The organism is Paenibacillus sp. 01L418, from assembly GCF_056400045.1.
Genome location: NZ_JBFTSN010000097.1, coordinates 1 through 18,060, shown reverse-complemented (window position 1 = coordinate 18,060; position 18,060 = coordinate 1). Strand labels below are relative to the sequence as shown.

At 45.5% G+C, this 18,060-nt stretch carries 16 protein-coding genes and 1 pseudogene; 14 read left to right on the top strand and 3 right to left on the bottom strand.

Annotated elements, in window-relative coordinates:
• The 14 genes and pseudogenes from AC1DSE_RS14365 to AC1DSE_RS14300 form a co-directional block, all read left to right on the top strand.
• The coding region (locus AC1DSE_RS14365; protein ID WP_477527813.1) for an IclR family transcriptional regulator domain-containing protein at positions 1–228 on the top strand (228 nt) is incomplete at its 5' end.
• 120 nt (positions 229–348) lie between these two features.
• Positions 349–1,224, top strand: a complete 876-nt coding sequence (locus AC1DSE_RS14360) for a fumarylacetoacetate hydrolase family protein (protein ID WP_477510364.1) — start codon at positions 349–351, stop codon at positions 1,222–1,224.
• A 31-nt stretch (positions 1,225–1,255) separates the two neighbouring features.
• Complete coding sequence (gene gucD, locus AC1DSE_RS14355) at positions 1,256–2,719, top strand: alpha-ketoglutaric semialdehyde dehydrogenase GucD (RefSeq protein WP_477527812.1); 1,464 nt, start codon at positions 1,256–1,258, stop codon at positions 2,717–2,719.
• A 28-nt stretch (positions 2,720–2,747) separates the two neighbouring features.
• On the top strand, positions 2,748–4,739 hold the full coding sequence (locus tag AC1DSE_RS14350) for a YjhG/YagF family D-xylonate dehydratase (RefSeq protein WP_477510366.1): 1,992 nt from the start codon (positions 2,748–2,750) through the stop codon (positions 4,737–4,739).
• A 27-nt stretch (positions 4,740–4,766) separates the two neighbouring features.
• A complete protein-coding gene (locus tag AC1DSE_RS14345) occupies positions 4,767–6,353 on the top strand; it encodes a glycoside hydrolase family 43 protein (RefSeq protein ID WP_477510367.1) in 1,587 nt (528 codons plus the stop codon).
• Positions 6,354–6,658: 305 nt separating this feature from the next.
• Positions 6,659–8,467, top strand: coding sequence for a sensor histidine kinase (locus AC1DSE_RS14340; protein WP_477510368.1), 1,809 nt, complete (start codon positions 6,659–6,661; stop codon positions 8,465–8,467).
• 22 nt (positions 8,468–8,489) lie between these two features.
• On the top strand, positions 8,490–9,635 hold the full coding sequence (locus AC1DSE_RS14335) for a response regulator transcription factor (protein ID WP_477510369.1): 1,146 nt from the start codon (positions 8,490–8,492) through the stop codon (positions 9,633–9,635).
• A 146-nt stretch (positions 9,636–9,781) separates the two neighbouring features.
• Positions 9,782–11,092 (top strand): ABC transporter substrate-binding protein, encoded by a 1,311-nt coding sequence (locus tag AC1DSE_RS14330; RefSeq protein ID WP_477510370.1) that lies wholly within the window; start codon positions 9,782–9,784, stop codon positions 11,090–11,092.
• Positions 11,093–11,238: 146 nt separating this feature from the next.
• Positions 11,239–12,123: a carbohydrate ABC transporter permease gene (locus AC1DSE_RS14325; RefSeq protein ID WP_430063207.1), complete on the top strand. Its 885-nt coding sequence runs from the start codon at positions 11,239–11,241 to the stop codon at positions 12,121–12,123.
• Positions 12,120–12,947, top strand: coding sequence for a carbohydrate ABC transporter permease (locus AC1DSE_RS14320; RefSeq protein ID WP_477510371.1), 828 nt, complete (start codon positions 12,120–12,122; stop codon positions 12,945–12,947). Before AC1DSE_RS14325 ends, AC1DSE_RS14320 begins: the two co-directional genes overlap by 4 nt.
• Before the next feature lie 216 nt (positions 12,948–13,163).
• Positions 13,164–14,108, top strand: a complete 945-nt coding sequence (locus tag AC1DSE_RS14315) for an EamA family transporter (protein WP_477510372.1) — start codon at positions 13,164–13,166, stop codon at positions 14,106–14,108.
• Between the two features lie 216 nt (positions 14,109–14,324).
• The gene (locus AC1DSE_RS14310; protein ID WP_477527811.1) at positions 14,325–15,389 is read left to right on the top strand and encodes an ArsR/SmtB family transcription factor; all 1,065 of its coding nucleotides are present in this window, start codon (positions 14,325–14,327) and stop codon (positions 15,387–15,389) included.
• Between the two features lie 105 nt (positions 15,390–15,494).
• A pseudogene (locus AC1DSE_RS14305) lies at positions 15,495–16,370 on the top strand (ABC transporter ATP-binding protein); the annotation flags it as partial.
• Positions 16,367–17,161: an ABC transporter permease gene (locus AC1DSE_RS14300; protein WP_475444118.1), complete on the top strand. Its 795-nt coding sequence runs from the start codon at positions 16,367–16,369 to the stop codon at positions 17,159–17,161. The pseudogene AC1DSE_RS14305 and the gene AC1DSE_RS14300, both read left to right, overlap by 4 nt.
• A gap of 75 nt (positions 17,162–17,236) precedes the next feature.
• Here the strand turns inward: AC1DSE_RS14300 and AC1DSE_RS14295 are convergent, their stop codons facing one another.
• The 3 genes from AC1DSE_RS14295 to AC1DSE_RS14285 form a co-directional block, all read right to left on the bottom strand.
• Positions 17,237–17,404, bottom strand: coding sequence for a hypothetical protein (locus AC1DSE_RS14295; protein WP_339204909.1), 168 nt, complete (start codon positions 17,402–17,404; stop codon positions 17,237–17,239).
• 68 nt (positions 17,405–17,472) lie between these two features.
• A complete protein-coding gene (locus AC1DSE_RS14290; RefSeq protein WP_339204908.1) occupies positions 17,473–17,634 on the bottom strand; it encodes a hypothetical protein in 162 nt (53 codons plus the stop codon).
• 98 nt (positions 17,635–17,732) lie between these two features.
• Positions 17,733–18,060: helix-turn-helix domain-containing protein (locus AC1DSE_RS14285; protein ID WP_477527810.1), on the bottom strand; the 328-nt coding region annotated here is incomplete at its 5' end.

The following is an 18,060-nucleotide window of genomic DNA, read 5'->3' as shown; positions in this document are numbered from 1 at the left end:
GAGTTGGAGCAAGTCAGGAAGCAAGGTTATGCTATTGATAATGAGGAGAATGAGCCGGGGGTCCGGTGTGCCGCTGCTCCGATATACAATCATAACGGACAAGTGATAGCGGCGATGAGCATATCCACCATGGTAGCACACGTTGATGATCAAGAACTGGCACATTTAATTGACCTGATTCGGCAGGAAACGAGTGAAATTTCTCGGCAACTAGGTTATCAGTTCTAAGATGAGCTTCCTGAGCAATAACTATTGAGTTAATGCTAGATCGACATGCGATGAAAGCAAGTCGATCTATATTATATTTTAAGAACGTCGTTTTATATTATAAAACAAGGAGAGGTTAAAATGAGAATTATTCGATATCGTGATGGCGTAGAGCAATGTTTGGCAGCAGTAACTGACGAGGATAAGGTATTCAAATTGGCGGATTCGGACTTTATATCATTCATTGAACGAATCGAGAAGGCAGGAAAAACACCACTTGAAGACGTGAATGATGTGATCCGTTCAAATCGGCCGCTGGATAGGGAGTTTGCTAGTCTTGAATTACTTATGCCAGTAGCTGCCCCTGAAGTATGGGCAGCCGGTGTAACCTATGCGCGCAGCAAGGAAGCTAGAAATTATGAGGCGACTGGCGGCAAGCTGAATGCATCCACCTACTATGACAAGGTGTATGATGCAGAAAGGCCAGAGTTGTTCATGAAATCCACAGCAGCTCGGACGGTTGGCCATTTTGATAATGTTTGCTTGAGAAGCGACTCGAATTGGCAGGTTCCGGAACCGGAGCTTGGTTTGGTTTTAAATAAGCGAGGCCATATTGTTGGATACATTATTGGCAACGATATGAGCTGCCGCGATATTGAAGGAGAGAATCCGTTATATCTTCCGCAAGCCAAGGTTTGGAAACAATCATGCTCAATTGGACCGGTCATAAGATTAGCCGAAACGATTCAAGATCCCTACCAGTTGCAGATCACTTTGCGGATTTATAGAGATGGAAAAAAAGTAGTCGATGAATCAGCAAGCACGGGACAGCTTAAACGCAAGCTGGAGGAACTCGTTTCCTTTTTGCTCAGGGATAATATTGTGTACGATGGTACGATTCTCCTCACGGGTACATGTATCGTTCCTCCGAATCAGTTCACACTTGCACCTGAAGATGTCATTGAAATTGAAATCACTAGCCTTGGAACACTAGTAAATACTGCTGTTTTGACCTAAATAGCAATTTAAATAAGAGAGGAAGATTAAAATGGTAAATATAAATTACGCTATATATAACAACTACATTAATGGCGAGTGGAGAAGCTCTGAGAGCGGCAGAACGCAGAAAAGTATTAGTCCAGCAAATAAAAACGAAGTCGTAGGTATGATCCCGGATTCGACTAAACGGGATTTAGAGGATGCTGTTGCAGCTGCAAAGGCGGCCAAGCTTGCTTGGCGTAAGCTAACGGGATCACAGCGGGGGAATTTACTGTTCAAAGCAGCTGATATCATGGAAAGTAGAGTGAATGAAATCGGTGAAGCGATGACGAGGGAAATGGGGAAGACATTACCCGAGGCGAAGGGCGAGACGGCACGTGGAGTGGCCATTCTGCGTTATTATGCAGGAGAAGGCATGCGTAAAATAGGTGATGTTATACCGTCTTCCGATCCAGATGCTTTCTTGTATACTACAAGGTCACCGCTCGGAACGGTAGGGGTGATCTCCCCTTGGAATTTCCCAGTTGCTATTCCTATTTGGAAAATCGCACCTGCATTAATATATGGGAACTCGGTCGTATGGAAGCCAGCAACGGAAACAGCGGTTACAGCAGCGAAAGTTATGCAATGCTTCCATGATGCAGGCTTACCAGCTGGTGTTCTGAATATGATCGTAGGCAGTGGCAGCGTCATTGGTCAAGGTATTGCGGAACATGCTGATATTAACGGAATCACCTTCACGGGCTCCAATGCGGTAGGGCAAGCGGTAGGGCAAGCAGCGTTGGCACGCGGGGCTAAGTATCAGCTGGAGATGGGCGGAAAAAATCCGATCCTAATTGCGGCAGATGCAGACATTGATTTTGCGGTTGAAGCGACAATTAGCGGGGGGCTTCGTTCTACTGGCCAGAAGTGCACTGCGACAAGCCGAGTTATCGTAGTGAAGGATGTTTATGAGGAGTTCAAGTTGAAGCTGCTCGAGAAGGTGACTGAATTGAAGGTTGGAGATGGAATGGATGGACAGACATGGTTAGGCCCATGTGCGAATGAAAAACAAATGGAAACCGTTCTATCTTACATTAGTAAGGGTGTAGAAGAAGGGGCAGTATTGCTGTATGGCGGCACAAGACCAACTGAGGGCGCATTATCAGATGGCTTCTATGTCACGCCAGCGATTTTTGATAAAGTGACTTCAAAAATGTCGATTGCTCAAGAAGAAATATTCGGGCCTGTGCTTACACTAATCGAAGCGAATGATATTCAAGAAGCGATAGAGATTGCCAACGATACGGACTATGGCCTTAGCGCATCAATTTATACCCGTAATATCGGAAACGCTTTGCAGTTCGTTCAAGATATGGAAGCAGGTCTCGTCCGTATTAATGCAGAGACAGCCGGTGTTGAGCTTCAAGCACCGTTCGGGGGTATGAAACAGTCCAGTTCGCATTCAAGGGAGCAAGGCCAAGCCGCTATTGAATTTTATACTTCAATCAAAACCGTATTCATTAAGCCATAACGACAACACAAGGGATGGATGGTGTGAAATGAATGAAGGCTTCGAAACGATAATGGGCAAGGATATCGATTCTTATTTTGACATCTATACACATGCTCCAGGACCAAGCGGCTCCTTGCCGCTTACCCCGGATATGCTTCGTAATTCACCAAGCGGTGATTTATTCGGATTAACACAGAATGTTGGCATGGGATGGGACCCGAAGAAGCTTTTGGGAAAGCAAATACTCATTCTTGGCACTCAAGGCGGCATTCGAGAGGAGGACGGCCGCCCGATCGCTCTTGGTTATCATACGGGGCATTGGGAAGTTGGAATCATGATGAAAGCCGCAGCGGAGGAAATCACAGGTCTTGGTGGCGTGCCCTTCGCGGGTTTCGTGAGCGATCCTTGTGATGGCCGTTCACAAGGGACGACGGGGATGTTCGATTCACTGCCGTTTCGCAATGATGCGGCCATGGTATTAAGACGTCTTATCCGTTCCTTGCCGCAACGCTCGGCCGTATTGGGGGTAGGCACTTGTGACAAAGGATTACCATCCATGATGTTGGCTCTGGCAGGGATGGGTAAACTTCCTGGCGTAATTGTTCCAGGCGGCGTTACGCTTCCACCGACCCAAGGCGAGGATGCAGGCAAGATTCAAACGATTGGCGCGAGATATACGAATGGTGAACTCTCGCTTGAGGAAGCGGCTGATCTCGGTTGCCGCGCGTGCGCGACACCTGGTGGAGGCTGTCAGTTCTTAGGAACAGCGGGAACGGCACAGGTGATAGCGGAGGCTCTTGGTATGACCGTTCCTCATGCTGCACTGGCACCGTCAGGACAGCCGGTGTGGGAGGAAATGGCAAGGCAATCTGCGAGAGCTGCTCTCAAAATGGCGGAGAGCGGACTGACGACAGGCCAAATTGTAACGGATCATGCCATTCGAAATGCGATGGCCGTTCATGCAGCCTTCGGCGGATCAACGAATTTGCTGCTCCATATTCCTGCAATCGCACATGCGGCGGGGCTCTCCCTGCCAACTGTCGCTGATTGGGCAGAAGTCAACCGCAGCGTCCCACGATTAGTCAGCGTTCTTCCTAATGGACCAGAACATCACCCGACAGTGAGAGCTTTCCTTGCTGGCGGTGTACCTGAGGTTATGCTGCATATGCGCAAACTTGGCGTTTTGGATGAGAAGTCGCTTACGGTAACAGGCAATACGATTGGGGAGACGCTGGATTGGTGGGAATCGTCAGAACGCCGCCACCGCATGCGCCGGCATTTGCTGGAGAACGAGGGGATTGATCCAGACCGCGTTATCTTCAACCCGGAACGCGCCAAACAAGCAGGGCTGACCTCGACTGTGACTTTCCCGACAGGAAACATTTGTCCCGAGGGCTCTGTTATTAAATCGACTGCAATTGATCCTTCAATGGTTGACAGTGATGGGGTCTATCGCCACGTCGGCAGGGCGAAAGTGTTCACGACGGAACGTGCGGCAATCCATGCGATAAAAAACAAAGGCATCGTTGCCGGGGATATTATGGTACTCATTGGGCGCGGCCCATCGGGTACGGGGATGGAAGAGACTTATCAGCTGACTTCAGCGCTTAAGCATCTGCCCTTCGGCAAAGAAGTATCACTGCTTACAGACGCACGCTTCTCGGGCGTCTCAACTGGCGCTTGTATAGGTCATATTGGACCCGAGGCCCTTGCTGGCGGACCCGTTGGCCAGCTTCGCAATGGCGATTGGATTGACATCCGTATCGACCTCCGTCAATTAGAGGGACATGTCGAAATGGTAGGCAGCGGTGAGGTGCCGGAGGATTCGGAAGTGGGAACGAATGTATTGGCTTCTAGAAAACCTCATCCCGATCTCGCGAAAGACCCTGATCTTCCTGACGACACTCGGTTATGGGCTGCACTGCAAGCAGCGAGCGGCGGCACATGGCGGGGATGCGTCTATGACGTAGACAGAATCGTCAAACTGCTGGAAGCGGGTATGAACACGGCAGAAGGCCAGGAAATAATGAACAGTTAAACAAGATTTAAAGGAGAGTTGGGGAACATGATTAACAATCCCATACTGCGAGGATTTCATCCTGATCCATCTATCTTGCGTGTAGGAGAAGACTATTATATTGCAACTTCGACATTTGAATGGTTCCCGGGAGTACGTGTTCACCATTCCAAGGATTTGGTGAATTGGCGTCCGCTCACTTCGATATTGACACGTTCTTCACAATTGAATATGGAAGGCAACATCAATTCCGGTGGCGCGTGGGCACCATGCTTAAGCTATCATGAAGGCGTTTTCTATCTTATTTATACAGATGTAAAAAGTCGCACGGGAGCCTTCAAGGATACTCATAATTATATGGTGACGGCGGACGATATAATGGGGCCTTGGTCTGAGCCCATTTATTTGAACAGCAGCGGTTTCGATCCTTCCTTATTTCATGATGAGGATGGTCGCCAATGGTTGGTGAATATGATCTGGGATCATAGGAGAGGGACAAACTCTTTCGCTGGCACTATTCTTCAGGAATACTCGAAGGAAAAGAAGAAACTTATTGGTCCTAAGAAAAATATTTTTCTAGGCACACAGCTGAGATTAACCGAAGGGCCTCATTTATATAAACGAAATGGATACTATTACTTGCTGACAGCTGAAGGTGGAACGCAATATGAACACGCTGTCACGATGGCGCGTTCTCGGCATATCGATGGTCCTTATGAAGTTGATCCCGCGAATCCAATCTTGACATCTGCGGGAAAGCCGGAATTGAAATTACAAAAGGCGGGGCATGCTTCACTAGTGGAAACGCAGAACGGCGAGTGGTATATGGTTCACCTCGTCGGTCGTCCTGTGATTGATAAGCGATGTATGCTCGGCAGAGAAACGGCCATTCAGCGCTGTCATTGGACGGATGATGATTGGATCGCTGTTGACGGAGGAGCCAATTCGCCGCAATATGTGGTGCAAGCACCTCAATTGCCAACACATCCATTCCCTGCTGAACCGAGCCTCGACCACTTTGATAGAGCACAGCTTGGGCTGCAATGGAACACCCTTCGCATCCCTGCAAGTCCCGATTGGCTATCCTTAACGGAAAGGCCAGGATTTTTGCGGCTTCGTGGCCAGGAGTCCATGAGTTCAACGCATCGCCAAAGTCTTGTCGCGCGTAGACAGCAATCGATGTATTGTGAAGCGGAAACATCCATTGAATACCGTCCAGAGCATTATCAGCAAATGGCGGGATTGATTCTGTTCTACGATACCCGTGATTATGTCTATTTACGCCTGACTCATCACGAGAAATTAGGTACATGTATTGGGATTGTACAATCAGAAAATGGAATCTATAACGAAATACTGGATCAAGATATTCCAATTGCGGATGGAACATACCGATTGAAGGTGAGTATTCAGCGTGAAATGGCCAGGTTCATGTATGCGGGCCAGACAGGGGAATGGATTGTGATTGGCCCACAGCTTGATGTTAGCCATTTATCTGATGAATATGCTGATTATATTCGTTTTACAGGCAATTTTATCGGTGTTTGCGTCCAAGACTTAAGCGGGGAACGCAAGCACGCTGATTTCGATTATTTTCGATATGATGAGTATGATGATGTGCAGACGGATCATTAAATAAAGATTACAGCAGATATTACGTCTTATACGACCCATAGCTTTGTTGTGGGTTTTGTGTAAATAGAGCTGCAGGTGGACTCGGGTGGTAATACCAACAAATCCAGCTGGGAAAAATAGATTTTTTTGTTGAATACTATATATCTGAGGACCTTCCCATTTCTTTCGGTGTTAGTGGTGTGCTTAACACTTGAAGATTTGGGGAGGTACTCCTTTTTCTGGGCTTAAAAATGATCAATCCTGTATGGCTTCGGGGTTATGAAATGAAATCACTAACAAAACAATTGGCTTGAAAGAGGGACAGAATGATGAACAATGCTGTCAGATTCTTGATTAGTTCCTTACCTGGAAAAACCATCATTCGAACGATCATGTTCTCATATTTAATTGTAAACATTCTACTTTTATTGTTGCTGGGACTATTATCCGTTCAGGACTCAACTAAAAGTCTTACCAAAGAAGTCACTCAATCCAGCTACAAAATAATGGAGCAGGCAGCACGCGGGCTTAGCTTCAATCTTGAAGAAGCGACTCGCCCGCTCGTTCTTCTAACAGGCCATTATTCGGTTGGAAGCTTGATGAATCCAGGCAGGGAAATGGATATCGCAGGACGCATCCAGCATGAGAGGAATATCGCGGACCTAGCATTTGGCGTATCTTCCTTGCAATCAATGGTAAGTGATGTTTTGATCTTGGGCAAAAATGGCTATGTAAACAACCTAGATGGCAGAAAATCACTTCGGTGGGATTATCCTTTCACCGAACAAACTTGGTTTAGGCAGGCGATCTCGGATACTCCAAACAAAGGATTCATTACGCTTGGACTCCATACGCAGGACTATTACTTAGAAAATAATATTTCAAAATATAACATGCCGACGTTATCGATCGCTCTTCCGGTTAAAGATTATACCCTTAGAACGATCGGGGCTGTCATTGCTAATCTGGATTTAGCCAAAATCAACGGGATGTTTGAATTTAGCTCCTATCAAAACAATGAAAGCATCTTTATGATCGATAATCAGCAGACTATCATCGCCCATAAGGATAGTACGGCAATCGGGACAAAACTTGACTTCTCAGGTATCGAGCTTATTTATGCCAGCGACTCAGGAAGTTTCGTTACCGAGCTTGGCGGAAATGAGACACTTGTTATATTCCACCCTACTGCCGTTCAGGGTTGGAGAATGATCTCGACGATTCCGATGTCTGTCATCAGAGGACAATCAGACTCACTGAAGTCAAACTTGATCGGTTTTATTTATCTTTGTTTGCTGCTCAACCTCCTCATATCCATCTTGAACACCGCTCGGATATCCCGCCCATTTGGGCAACTGCTCTCAACATTGGACAAGATTGGCGAAGACAGTATTTATATCATTAAGAATAAATACAGGTATCGCGAATTGGATTTGATAGGCGACAAATTTAGGGAACTGGTCATCCGGATCGAAACGTTGGTCAAACAAAATTATCAATCAGATATTGCACTAAAAGAGGTAGAGCTTAAAACGCTGCAGTCCCAGATCAATCCACACTTTCTATTCAATACGCTGCAACTGCTGCAAACCGAAATTGTATGTGGAAGCACGGAGGATTCCAACCATTTGGTGTTGTCATTGAGCAGTCTGCTAAGGTATTCCATGAAGCAATCGGAAGAGATGGTGGAGCTGGAACAAGAAATTCAGAACGTCAGGGATTATCTCTATATTGTGAACAAAAAATATGACGATCGAATTGACATCGAGTTTCTTATTCCGGACGAGTCGATTCTAAAAAACAGAACGATCAAGTTGATCCTGCAGCCTCTCGTAGAAAACGTGGTTTTTCATGGATTTGGCGAAAATCCGCAGTCAGCAAAAATGACGATTAGGGTTATGACAGTCAAAAAAGGAATTATGATCGTTATCCAAGATAATGGAAAAGGGATATCAAGGAGCAGAAGCCGTCAATTGGCAAGGCAATTGAAGCAACAAGACTTTAAGCCGGATGGGATAGGCCTATTCAACGTCAATCAGCGTATCCGATTGAAATTCGGACCTGATTACGGACTGAAGATTAGAAGCAGGCAAGGGGTATTTACAACGGTTTATATCGTGTTGCCCAGAACGTGATATCTTCGGGGAGGTAGCGAGCATGAAATTGCTTATTGTGGACGATCAATTATCTTTGCATAGATATTTAGATAAAGTGATGGATTGGAAGGAGCTAGGGTTTGTGAAGGTGCAACATGCATATGACGGAGAAGAAGCGGCCAACATGGTAGAAACCTTCCGTCCCGATCTGATGATCATGGATATTCATATGCCGTTGCTCGACGGAATCGAGTCGCTGAAGCGGATTCAACATTTGGACAAAATACCGCGAACAATTATTTTAAGTGCGTATGATCAATTCGAATATGCACGGGATGCGCTTCGACTTCATGTTTCCCAGTACCTGTTAAAGCCGGTCGATGCCGAATTGCTTCGGGATGCTTTGCGTGAGCTGATTCAACAGTCCGTATCGGATGCTCAGAAATCGATTCGCAGTGAACTCGATCGGACGATATACGCTGGACAGATCGAAGCAAATTCGTTGATAAACTTCCGAGACTGCCTAGAATTTCTCGCCATCGAACGTTTTGCAATTTTGACATTCGAGAACAGTCTGCCATCGGACGATGATTATTCTTGCTTGCTGCAAGAACAAGCGGTCATCAAAATCCACTGTGTTATGTGTTGTAAAAACCGCAAGGAGCAAGTAGTGCTAGTCGGCGGGGGGGACGATCTGTCTAGCGGTCAATTGAGGGAATTAAGTGAATCTGTGATGGAAAAAGTGGCAGAGTCATCACCGTCTCACACATTGTCTGTCGGAATCAGCTCAATTACCCAAGATGCCGCATTTCTGCCACAGCTAATTTCCGAGAGCATGCTAGCGGTAAGAGCGCCTGCTTCGGAAACCGGATCCAAGCTTCAGGATGCTGTGCGGCGGATTAAACCGTATGTAGAAACCCGATATCAAGAGGATTTATCTTTGCAATCAGTGGCAGATCGCTTCGATATAGACAAGTATCAATTAAGTCGTGCGTTCAAACAGGAATTCGGTGTGAATTATTGGGCTTATGTGATCCAGGTGCGGATGATTAAAGCCGCAGAACTACTCGTTGGAACGAATTGGAGGAACAACCACATCGCGGAGCATATCGGTTTTTTGGACGAGAGCCACTTTAGCCGCGCTTTCAAAAAGTATTTCGGCGTAACGCCTAAAGAGTACCGCGCATCGTCTATTCGACCCAATTAATCGGATTTGCTGCTAGTGCAACATTTGACAACAAATGATGCAACAATATGAATTCAGATTCAAGCGAGTTCATATTACACTCTAARTGTAAGTGCTTACAACAAGTGCTTATTACAAAAAAATGATTACATGGGGGTTAATCAAACATGAAGAAAATGTCTCTACTGCTTCTTATCACTCTCCTTTGTTTGTCAGTCGTGCTCGCTGCATGCGGTAAAAACAGCAATACAGGTAATAAAGGCAATACCGGTAATGAAGGTACGACCAACAATGCTGAAAAGGGTAATGATGCACCTAAATCAGTCAAGCTAAGCATTCTTGCATGGAACAATGAAAAAGAAATGAAGCCTGTTATAGACGGCTTCAAAGAAAAATATCCACATATTTCATTCGATTTTCAATTTGCTCCACCGGTAAAGGATTACATTGCTAAGCTTCAGACGATGCTGTTGTCTAATACGGCACCTGATATTTTCATCATCGCCGCAGAAAACCGTAATGAGATTATTGATGGCGGTTATGCACTCGATTTGACTGACGAACCATTCATGTCCGTTATGTTGGACAGTAACAAACCGATGCTAAGTAAAGATGGAAGAACATATGCCTTCACTCAAAGCGGATGGGCAGGCGGCTTGTTTTATAACAAACAATTGTTTCAAAAAGCTGGCATCACTCAATTGCCAGAAACATGGGATGAGTTCATCCAGGACTGCTTGAAGCTTAAAGAAGCGGGCATCATTCCACTCTATGACAGAATGCATGATATTACGATTATTCATTCCGCCATGTTCGGCAGCAATGTACTAACGAAAGACCCAACGTTCGACGAGAAGCTGTTTAAGGGCGAGGCAACATTTGCTGAAGGATGGACTGAAGTGCTAACGATGTGGAAGGAAGGGCTTATTGATAATAAAATTTTGACGCCAGACATGATTGGACTAACCGGTGACCAAGTGATGAACGAGTTCTCCCTTGGTAACGTAGCTATGTTCCCTGGCGGCCCTTGGAACATTGCCACAATTGAGAAAACGAATCCCGATATTGAGTTCGAAATTATGCCGATTCCAGGAAAAGAACCCGGCAACAAATATTACAACGGTGCTCCTGGTGTAGGTTTCGCTGTCAACAGTAAAACGAAAAACAAGGAAGAAGCTTTGCTGTTCCTCGAATATATGACAACGCAAGAAGGGTTGAAGCAATTCGAGGAAGGCACTGGCGGTATCATTACAGCTCACGGTTATGAAAGCAAAGTTCACCCGGCGTATGCACCAGCATATAACGACGGGCTGATGGCAGGAAAGATTTATTTGCCAATGGTATCGTGGGACAGACATCAAGAAGCGTTGCGCAACCAATTCCTTGTATCGATCCAAGATATAGCCGTAAACAAAATAACACCGGAGCAAGCAACGGCTTCACTAGATAAGAAACTGAAAGAAATGGAAAATAAATAATCGGAATTAGTTAAAGTAGAGGGTATGTTGAAACCTACTACCCTCTCTTCAACTATTTACACCTTGATCCTCTATTACTTGAATGCTTCCAATGCAGTTTTATCGACTGCCGACATCATCAATCAAAGTCTCAAAGGAGGCAAATTATGGTCAAATATGTTCGTCAACTACAGTTTCTATTGTTTTTGCTTCCGATTCTAGCGATATACTCATTGTTTACGATCTATCCGCTGATCAAATCGTTTTTCTTGAGCTTTACTAATTTTGACGGATATACGGAGGCATATGATTTTATTGGCTTGAAAAACTATGTGCGGATATTTAGTGATGATGCGATTACATCCGCCATTTCCTATACGTTATTTTTTACTTTTGGCAAGGCTTTGCTTGTTACGTTGTTAGCTATCCCGCTCGCTATGATATTGGATCAAAAATTTTTAACGAGAAACATTCATCGCGCCATCTTTTTCTTCCCGTCGATTCCAAGCGGCTTGCTGCTTGCCTATATTTGGGGATTTATCCTTGCACCGATTGGGTCAGGGGTACTGAACACCGTCCTTAGTGAGCTGTTTAACATCGGTCCTCAGCCATGGCTATCCGCCCCGTTGCTAGCGAAACTGTCAACAATCGTTGTGGCAACATGGGCGATAACAGGATGGCACGCAGTGTTGTATTTGGCATTTCTGCAATCCATTCCGAAAGATTATTATGAAGCTGCCTCAATAGATGGGGCGAACCGTTTGCAACAAATTCGGTTTATAACTTTTCCGCTACTCGCACCTGCGATGACGGTCAGCGTCATGCTGCTGCTTACCGGCGGTCTAAAAGTATTTGAAATTCCATTTGCATTGACAAAGGGCGGGCCTGGCTATGAAACTTATTCGATAACCCAGGTCATCGTATTAAGGGGAATATCTGAAACCCAATACGGCCTAGCATCGGCAATGTCGATCGTCTTTTTCCTAATTGTGTTAGCGATTGCTATCTTCCAAGTTACAGTAATGCAACGAAGGGAGCAGGGCATACAATGAAAAAAACCTTTGAAAAACGGTTATGGATTCTAGACATCATCATGCTCCCTGCCGGATTAATAGCGTTCTTCCCGTTTTATTTGATCATTGTCAACACGTTCAAAACGATGCAAGATGCAGCAAGAAGCCCGATGGCTCTTCCTTCGAAATGGATCTTTAAAAACTATGTCCAGGTTTTCGAGGAAACATCGATCTTGCARAGCTTTTGGAACAGTTTTATAATCACCGTCTGTTCTGTCTTATTGATCGTTTTGATTGGTGCGATGGCGGCATACCCGGTTGTGTTTAATGCGAATCGATTAACACGGTTTGCTATGCTCTATTTGCTTGCCGGATTTATGATTCCTTTCCAAGCGACTCTCATTCCCTTGTTCCAGCTGATGAGTGATTTGCACCTGATCGACAAAATATCCGGTTTGATCATTCTCTACACGAGCGGCTCTGTTTTCGTCTTTTTCCTAATGACGGGCTATATGAAGTCGATACCCAAGGAGCTGCCCGAAGCGGCCGTCATCGATGGCTGCAGTGTATGGGGCATCTTCTGGCGGATCATCTTTCCGCTGCTAAAGCCCATTACGATAACGAGTATCATTTTTCAGACGATGTGGATATGGAACGACTTTTTGGCACCTATGCTGTTTTTGAACTCATCCTCCAAATCGACACTCGTTCTGCAAATCTATAAAGCCAAAGGCGAATTTACCGTTGATTGGCCGATGTTCATGACACTTACGGTCATCACATTGGTACCGATATTCATCTTCTTTATTATTATGCAAAAGCATATCGTCAAGGGTATCGCTGCTGGCGCTGTCAAAGGCTGACATGTAATAAATCAATAGATTTGTTAGAAGCGCCTGATTCTATAATCGGGCGTTTTTTACTAATTGTAAGTTTAATTCCAAAGGGAATGTTTTATCGAGGGAGAACAAGATGGGACTTGCAACGTTTGTTTAAAAAGGGAAGCGGTGTAGACAACCGCTTCCTTTTTGTTTATCTTTCATATAGGTTTGATTTAAGAAAGGGGTTCTATTGCACTCATGTGGCTTACTTATTCAGTGTTTGCAGCCTTATGTTTTGGCTTGCGAGGCATTCTGTACCATTGGACGAGTCAGAAGCCGCTTAACCGTAACTTGTTGCTATGCGGCGCGTTTACTATGGGAGCGCTCGTAAATGGAATTTGCGCGTTAGTGTTCTCATCTAGCTGGACGCTCGCGGCGTTGATAGGCATTCAAATGGGCTTGTTTTCATTCGGTGCGAATGCCAGCATGTTCAAGGGGTTTGCCGTCGGCAAGGCTTCACTTGTAGCGATACTAACGGCATTGCCTTCAGTCGTTGTTGTGATCGTTGCGTTTGGACTTTGGGGAGAAAAACTCCATGCGATGCAATTTATTGCATTTGTCGTGATTGTTGGCGGAGTGCTTCTCGTTCGGCTATCGAATGACATCTCGCTGCGCAATTTGCAAGGAGCACAGTGGGGGCTGCTGGCTATGCTGCTGTTTGCAGCAAATGATTTGTCAGGGAAATGGTCAACAATTATGGAAGCAGATTTGTTTCCTACCATGTTTTTTATGTTTGTGACGGGCGCATCGTGTTTTGGCATATGGTGGCTGCGAGATTTGCAAGCGGAAAGAGCTAGAAGAGCGTTGTCGCTGCAGGGTGCGGTCACTGCCCGGGGGGAAGTGCGTGTGTCACAGCATTCGACCAGTGCTAGTTTAACCGATAAGCCACCGGCTTGGAGCGGCAAAAAAACGTTTCTTATTGGTTTGGCCGTCGGCACAACTAACGCTGTCGGCATGATGCTTATTGTAACCGCATTTGATCTTGGCAAAGCGGGGCTAGTATCTGCTGTCACAGCTCTAAACGTTCTGATTGTGCTGCTCTATACACGATTCGTTGTGAAAGAGAAGTTCACGAAGATAGAGATCACCGGCATTTCACTTGCCTTCGCCGGTATCTTGCTGATGCGATTATTCGGATCGTAAAAAATATTGGATAGAAGAAGCTTTGCATGGGCTAAGAAGTTAAGCCTGTGCAGAGCTTTTTTTGTGGATGATATTGACAATTTAGGTTGGTTCAATTAAATTAATGTTTAACGATTGTTAAATGACTTTTGTATATTATTCAAATAACATTAAACAAATACTTAACGAATTATGGAGGCGTTAATTATTTTAGACTGGGAAATAGCAGCCAAAAGATTGCATTTTTCTTATCATGAGCCTATTGAATTTTTAGTCACGATGAAATTTGTTGCGCAATTCGAGCATATGAAGGCTTTCGCGCGCGAGATTCATTTTACACTGGATGATGAAATGATTCGTATGGCGGAGACCGCGAATGCGAGCATGAGCAATTATGTGAAAGCAGAGATAGCTGCCCTATTTGGTGACAACATGTTTAAAGAGCGGCTTGACTATGTCATGGTTATGCTGTTTGTAGAGGAACGAGACAAGCTGAATAGTTCTGAGGATTTTCTGGCGTTTTACCGTGACAAGCCTGCAAGCGAGCTCGTCTTCCACCTGGCAGCTGCGAAATATAATGACGAGAACATGGAATGGACGAAGGGGAGAGACTGGGGAGCCATCTCGAAGGATGCGGGGTTGCTTTACGAGCTCGTTGCGGGATGTGAGCTGCCTGATCAAGCGGAGCATGCGGCACTGCTGGAACATATTCGATTTTCTGAGGAATACAAACAGCGGACTCTGTTTATAATGGAGCAGTTTCATCGTTATGCCTATATGCCTATGCGAGATCGCTTGAAGGAGCTTGGCGAAGCTGGAGCTGTGAAATATCGTGCCTTATTTGATGAACAGCCAGAGCGCGCGATCCGCGATATTACGAAGATGGATGTTGATCTGGTCGATAAAGAGACAGCCGTACATGTTAGTTATTTTTCGCAGGTGCGTGTTGGCATTCATCGTGATGACCGTGAAGGACATTCCAATTTGGTGGTGGTTGGAATCAACAATGACGCTTTTGCATGGCGTAACGAGGATCAAGAGACGATTGAGCGTTTCTTGAAGGTTATTGCCGATAGGCGAAGGCTGGAATTGATTGAGCTGCTTCGCCATAAAAATTACTATGGCAATGAGCTTGCTYAGGAAATGGGCTTAACGCCTGCTGCTATAAGCTATCATACGAATATGTTGTTTGATCTTAATCTCATTCAGCTGATTCGGGTAGATAATCGCATCTATTATGAGCTCGACAAAGAAAAAATCGCTTAYTACTRGGAGCAAACAAGGCGCAAGCTGCTGCCGTAATACATAAGGGAGTGAATGAGATTGGGTGAGTATGTATACGAGCTAAAGGGAGTAAGTCAGGTATATAAGAAAGGCAAAACGATGGTCACAGCCAATGATGATATCTCGCTTACGGTTCGTGAAGGAGAGATACTCGGCGTGCTCGGCCCGAATGGGGCGGGCAAGTCAACGCTCATTAAACAAATGGTCGGTCAATTGAAACCTACCAAAGGACAGGTTTTGTTTTGCGGCGAGGATGTGATGAAGAATACGCGTCACGTATCCGGCATGGTGGCTTATTACGCGCAGGAGCCGCATGTGCTGTCAGCGCTGAAAGTGCATGAGGCTCTTTCTTTTACGGGCAGGCTAAGAGGGATGCCAGCATCAGAGGCAGAAAAGCAGGCGAAGGAATTATTGGAGCAATTTGATATGGCGGATGTAAGAAACAAGCTGCTGAAGCAGCTGTCCGGGGGACAGAAACGATTGATCGGTATTGGCACAGCGCTAATTGGCCGTTCACCTGTGCTTATCTTTGATGAACCTACCAATGAGCTTGATCCGAAAAAAAGGCGGCTCGTTTGGAATTTAATCCAAGAACGCAATCGCGAAGGCGCGACGATTATTTTGGTCACGCATAATGTGCTGGAGGCTGAGCAGGTTGTAGACAGAGCGGCTGTTATCAATCATGGCAGGCTGCTGGCGATTGATCATGTATCAACGTTAAAGCAGAAGGTTGATCAGCGCTTGAAGTTTGAGCTTACGACAGAGAATGGGCGTCGTGAAGAAGCTGCTGCTGCCCTTCATCATTACGGGATCGTGCAGGAGAGCGGCGAGAATCGTTTGCTGCTGCTAGTTGAGAAGAATGTTGCAGGCAGAGTGCTAGAGTATATTATCGACCATACAGAGCTGCCGATTGTGGAATATGCCGTAGTGCCTCCAAGCTTAGAGGATGTTTATTTCCATATTGATGAATTGGCAATGAAGGAGGTATCCGCATCATGAATGGAACACCACTTGGCTTGCGGCACATGCAGTCCATACAACTATCTGGACCGAAGCGATTATGGACGGAGCTGGAAATTTTATTCCGCATTCAATTCGCGCTTATACGTGACAGCTGGGTAATCGTTGTGCTGCTGGCAACGATGTTTCCGCTCACGACGATTTTATTTATGCGTTTCTTTATCGCTGACCCAGCCCCGGAGATGATGGTTCAAATTATTGCGGGCAATATGATATTTAGCGTCATTATTATGGGCTTAAATAGTATGGGGCAAGAAATATCGATGCAAAAGCATCAGGGACATTTTACATTTTATGCATCGCTTCCAATCCGGAAAATAAACTTCGTAGCCGCTAATTTGCTGCGCGGGCTTATGAGCACGATTCCATCCTTCGTATTGCTGGGTGTCATTGGTTATTTTGTTTATGGCGTAGACCTTCATCTATCATGGGGTTTGCCAGTCGTTATGCTGCTGTCGCTGACGAGTGTGGTAGGGCTCGGCGTATGCATAGGCTTCTGGTCGCCGAATCAGCAGTTGACCAGTATGCTTGCTCAGCTGCTTATGATGGTTGTAACCTTCCTATCTCCAGTCATGGTAGAGCTCAATCAGCTGCCTAAAGCGCTGCAGGTCGTCTCGTATATTTTCCCTACAACTTATGCAGCGGACGCCATGCGCGTTGTTTTGCTTCATGGCTGGACACAAGGGGTCATGCTGGATTGCCTCATGATGCTTCTCTACACAGCTATGACACTGGTCATCGTTAATCGATTGGTCAGCTGGCGAGTTTAATATGTAAAAAAAGGCTGCCCTGCACAGGTTGTGAAAACCTTGCGGAGGCAGCCTTTTTACTTTGATTCTGCTTTATTACTGTTGGCCGGGACGAATACGGACGACTCCGATGTCTGTTGCATTGATTGCAAATGCATTTCCGCCTTGATTAATGGATGCATGTGCGTTTTGCTTGACATTAACAAAGGTTTTACCGTTGTTTTTCTTTACCGTGTTGCCCTGCTTAGAATGTTTAAAGGACATGTTATCACCTCCTTTGAGGCGTGTGTAAAATAATGCTGCTTAGTGGAGGGATGAGAAATGAGAGGGAACTAGCTGCGCTTTGATTTTTTGAAAATTTGCACAGTAGCTGCATTGCTTGCCAGCACATTGCCCTGCTGTGCACTTGCTTCGGATGATTGATAAATATTAATGATCAAATATTTGTTTTTGCCTACGCGGTACTTAATGGTTTTCACACTTGAACGAACCATCTATGAGCCTCCCTTACTAGCAAGTTTCTCTTTACTAGATAACATATGAGAGAAACAGGCGGCCTGTATCCGCTAATATTAACCGTCAAATCTATCAATTATTCATTCCTCTTATAATGAGAGGGTGTCATGCCTGTTAGTTTCTTGAACATACGGTGAAAATGCGGAAGGCTTTCAAAGCCGCATTGCTCGGCTATTTCGGCAATATTGGCATCGCTCTCCATTAATAGCTCTTTAGCGCGAATAATTCGTTTGGTCGTGACATATTCCGTAACGTTCATGCTGGTTAGTTTTTTGAAAACACGCGAAAAATGAGCGGGCGTAACCGATGCGCGTTTGGCAAGCTGCGACAATCCAAGAGGGTTGCTCGGATGCTCATCGATATAGGTTAATACAGCGGTCATCCAGCTTGGAGCGGATGAGGAT

What these genes read in the sequence shown, in the direction of transcription:
- AC1DSE_RS14290 (WP_339204908.1), bottom strand. Translation starts at nt 17,634, where the DNA reads ATGGTTCGTTCAAGTGTGAAAACCATTAAGTACCGCGTAGGCAAAAAC.
- AC1DSE_RS14315 (WP_477510372.1), top strand. Translation starts at nt 13,164, where the DNA reads ATGTGGCTTACTTATTCAGTGTTTGCAGCCTTATGTTTTGGCTTGCGA.
- AC1DSE_RS14295 (WP_339204909.1), bottom strand. Translation starts at nt 17,404, where the DNA reads ATGTCCTTTAAACATTCTAAGCAGGGCAACACGGTAAAGAAAAACAAC.
- AC1DSE_RS14335 (WP_477510369.1), top strand. Translation starts at nt 8,490, where the DNA reads ATGAAATTGCTTATTGTGGACGATCAATTATCTTTGCATAGATATTTA.
- AC1DSE_RS14345 (WP_477510367.1), top strand. Translation starts at nt 4,767, where the DNA reads ATGATTAACAATCCCATACTGCGAGGATTTCATCCTGATCCATCTATC.
- AC1DSE_RS14325 (WP_430063207.1), top strand. Translation starts at nt 11,239, where the DNA reads ATGGTCAAATATGTTCGTCAACTACAGTTTCTATTGTTTTTGCTTCCG.
- AC1DSE_RS14300 (WP_475444118.1), top strand. Translation starts at nt 16,367, where the DNA reads ATGAATGGAACACCACTTGGCTTGCGGCACATGCAGTCCATACAACTA.
- AC1DSE_RS14360 (WP_477510364.1), top strand. Translation starts at nt 349, where the DNA reads ATGAGAATTATTCGATATCGTGATGGCGTAGAGCAATGTTTGGCAGCA.
- AC1DSE_RS14340 (WP_477510368.1), top strand. Translation starts at nt 6,659, where the DNA reads ATGATGAACAATGCTGTCAGATTCTTGATTAGTTCCTTACCTGGAAAA.
- AC1DSE_RS14330 (WP_477510370.1), top strand. Translation starts at nt 9,782, where the DNA reads ATGAAGAAAATGTCTCTACTGCTTCTTATCACTCTCCTTTGTTTGTCA.
- AC1DSE_RS14350 (WP_477510366.1), top strand. Translation starts at nt 2,748, where the DNA reads ATGAATGAAGGCTTCGAAACGATAATGGGCAAGGATATCGATTCTTAT.
- gucD (WP_477527812.1), top strand. Translation starts at nt 1,256, where the DNA reads ATGGTAAATATAAATTACGCTATATATAACAACTACATTAATGGCGAG.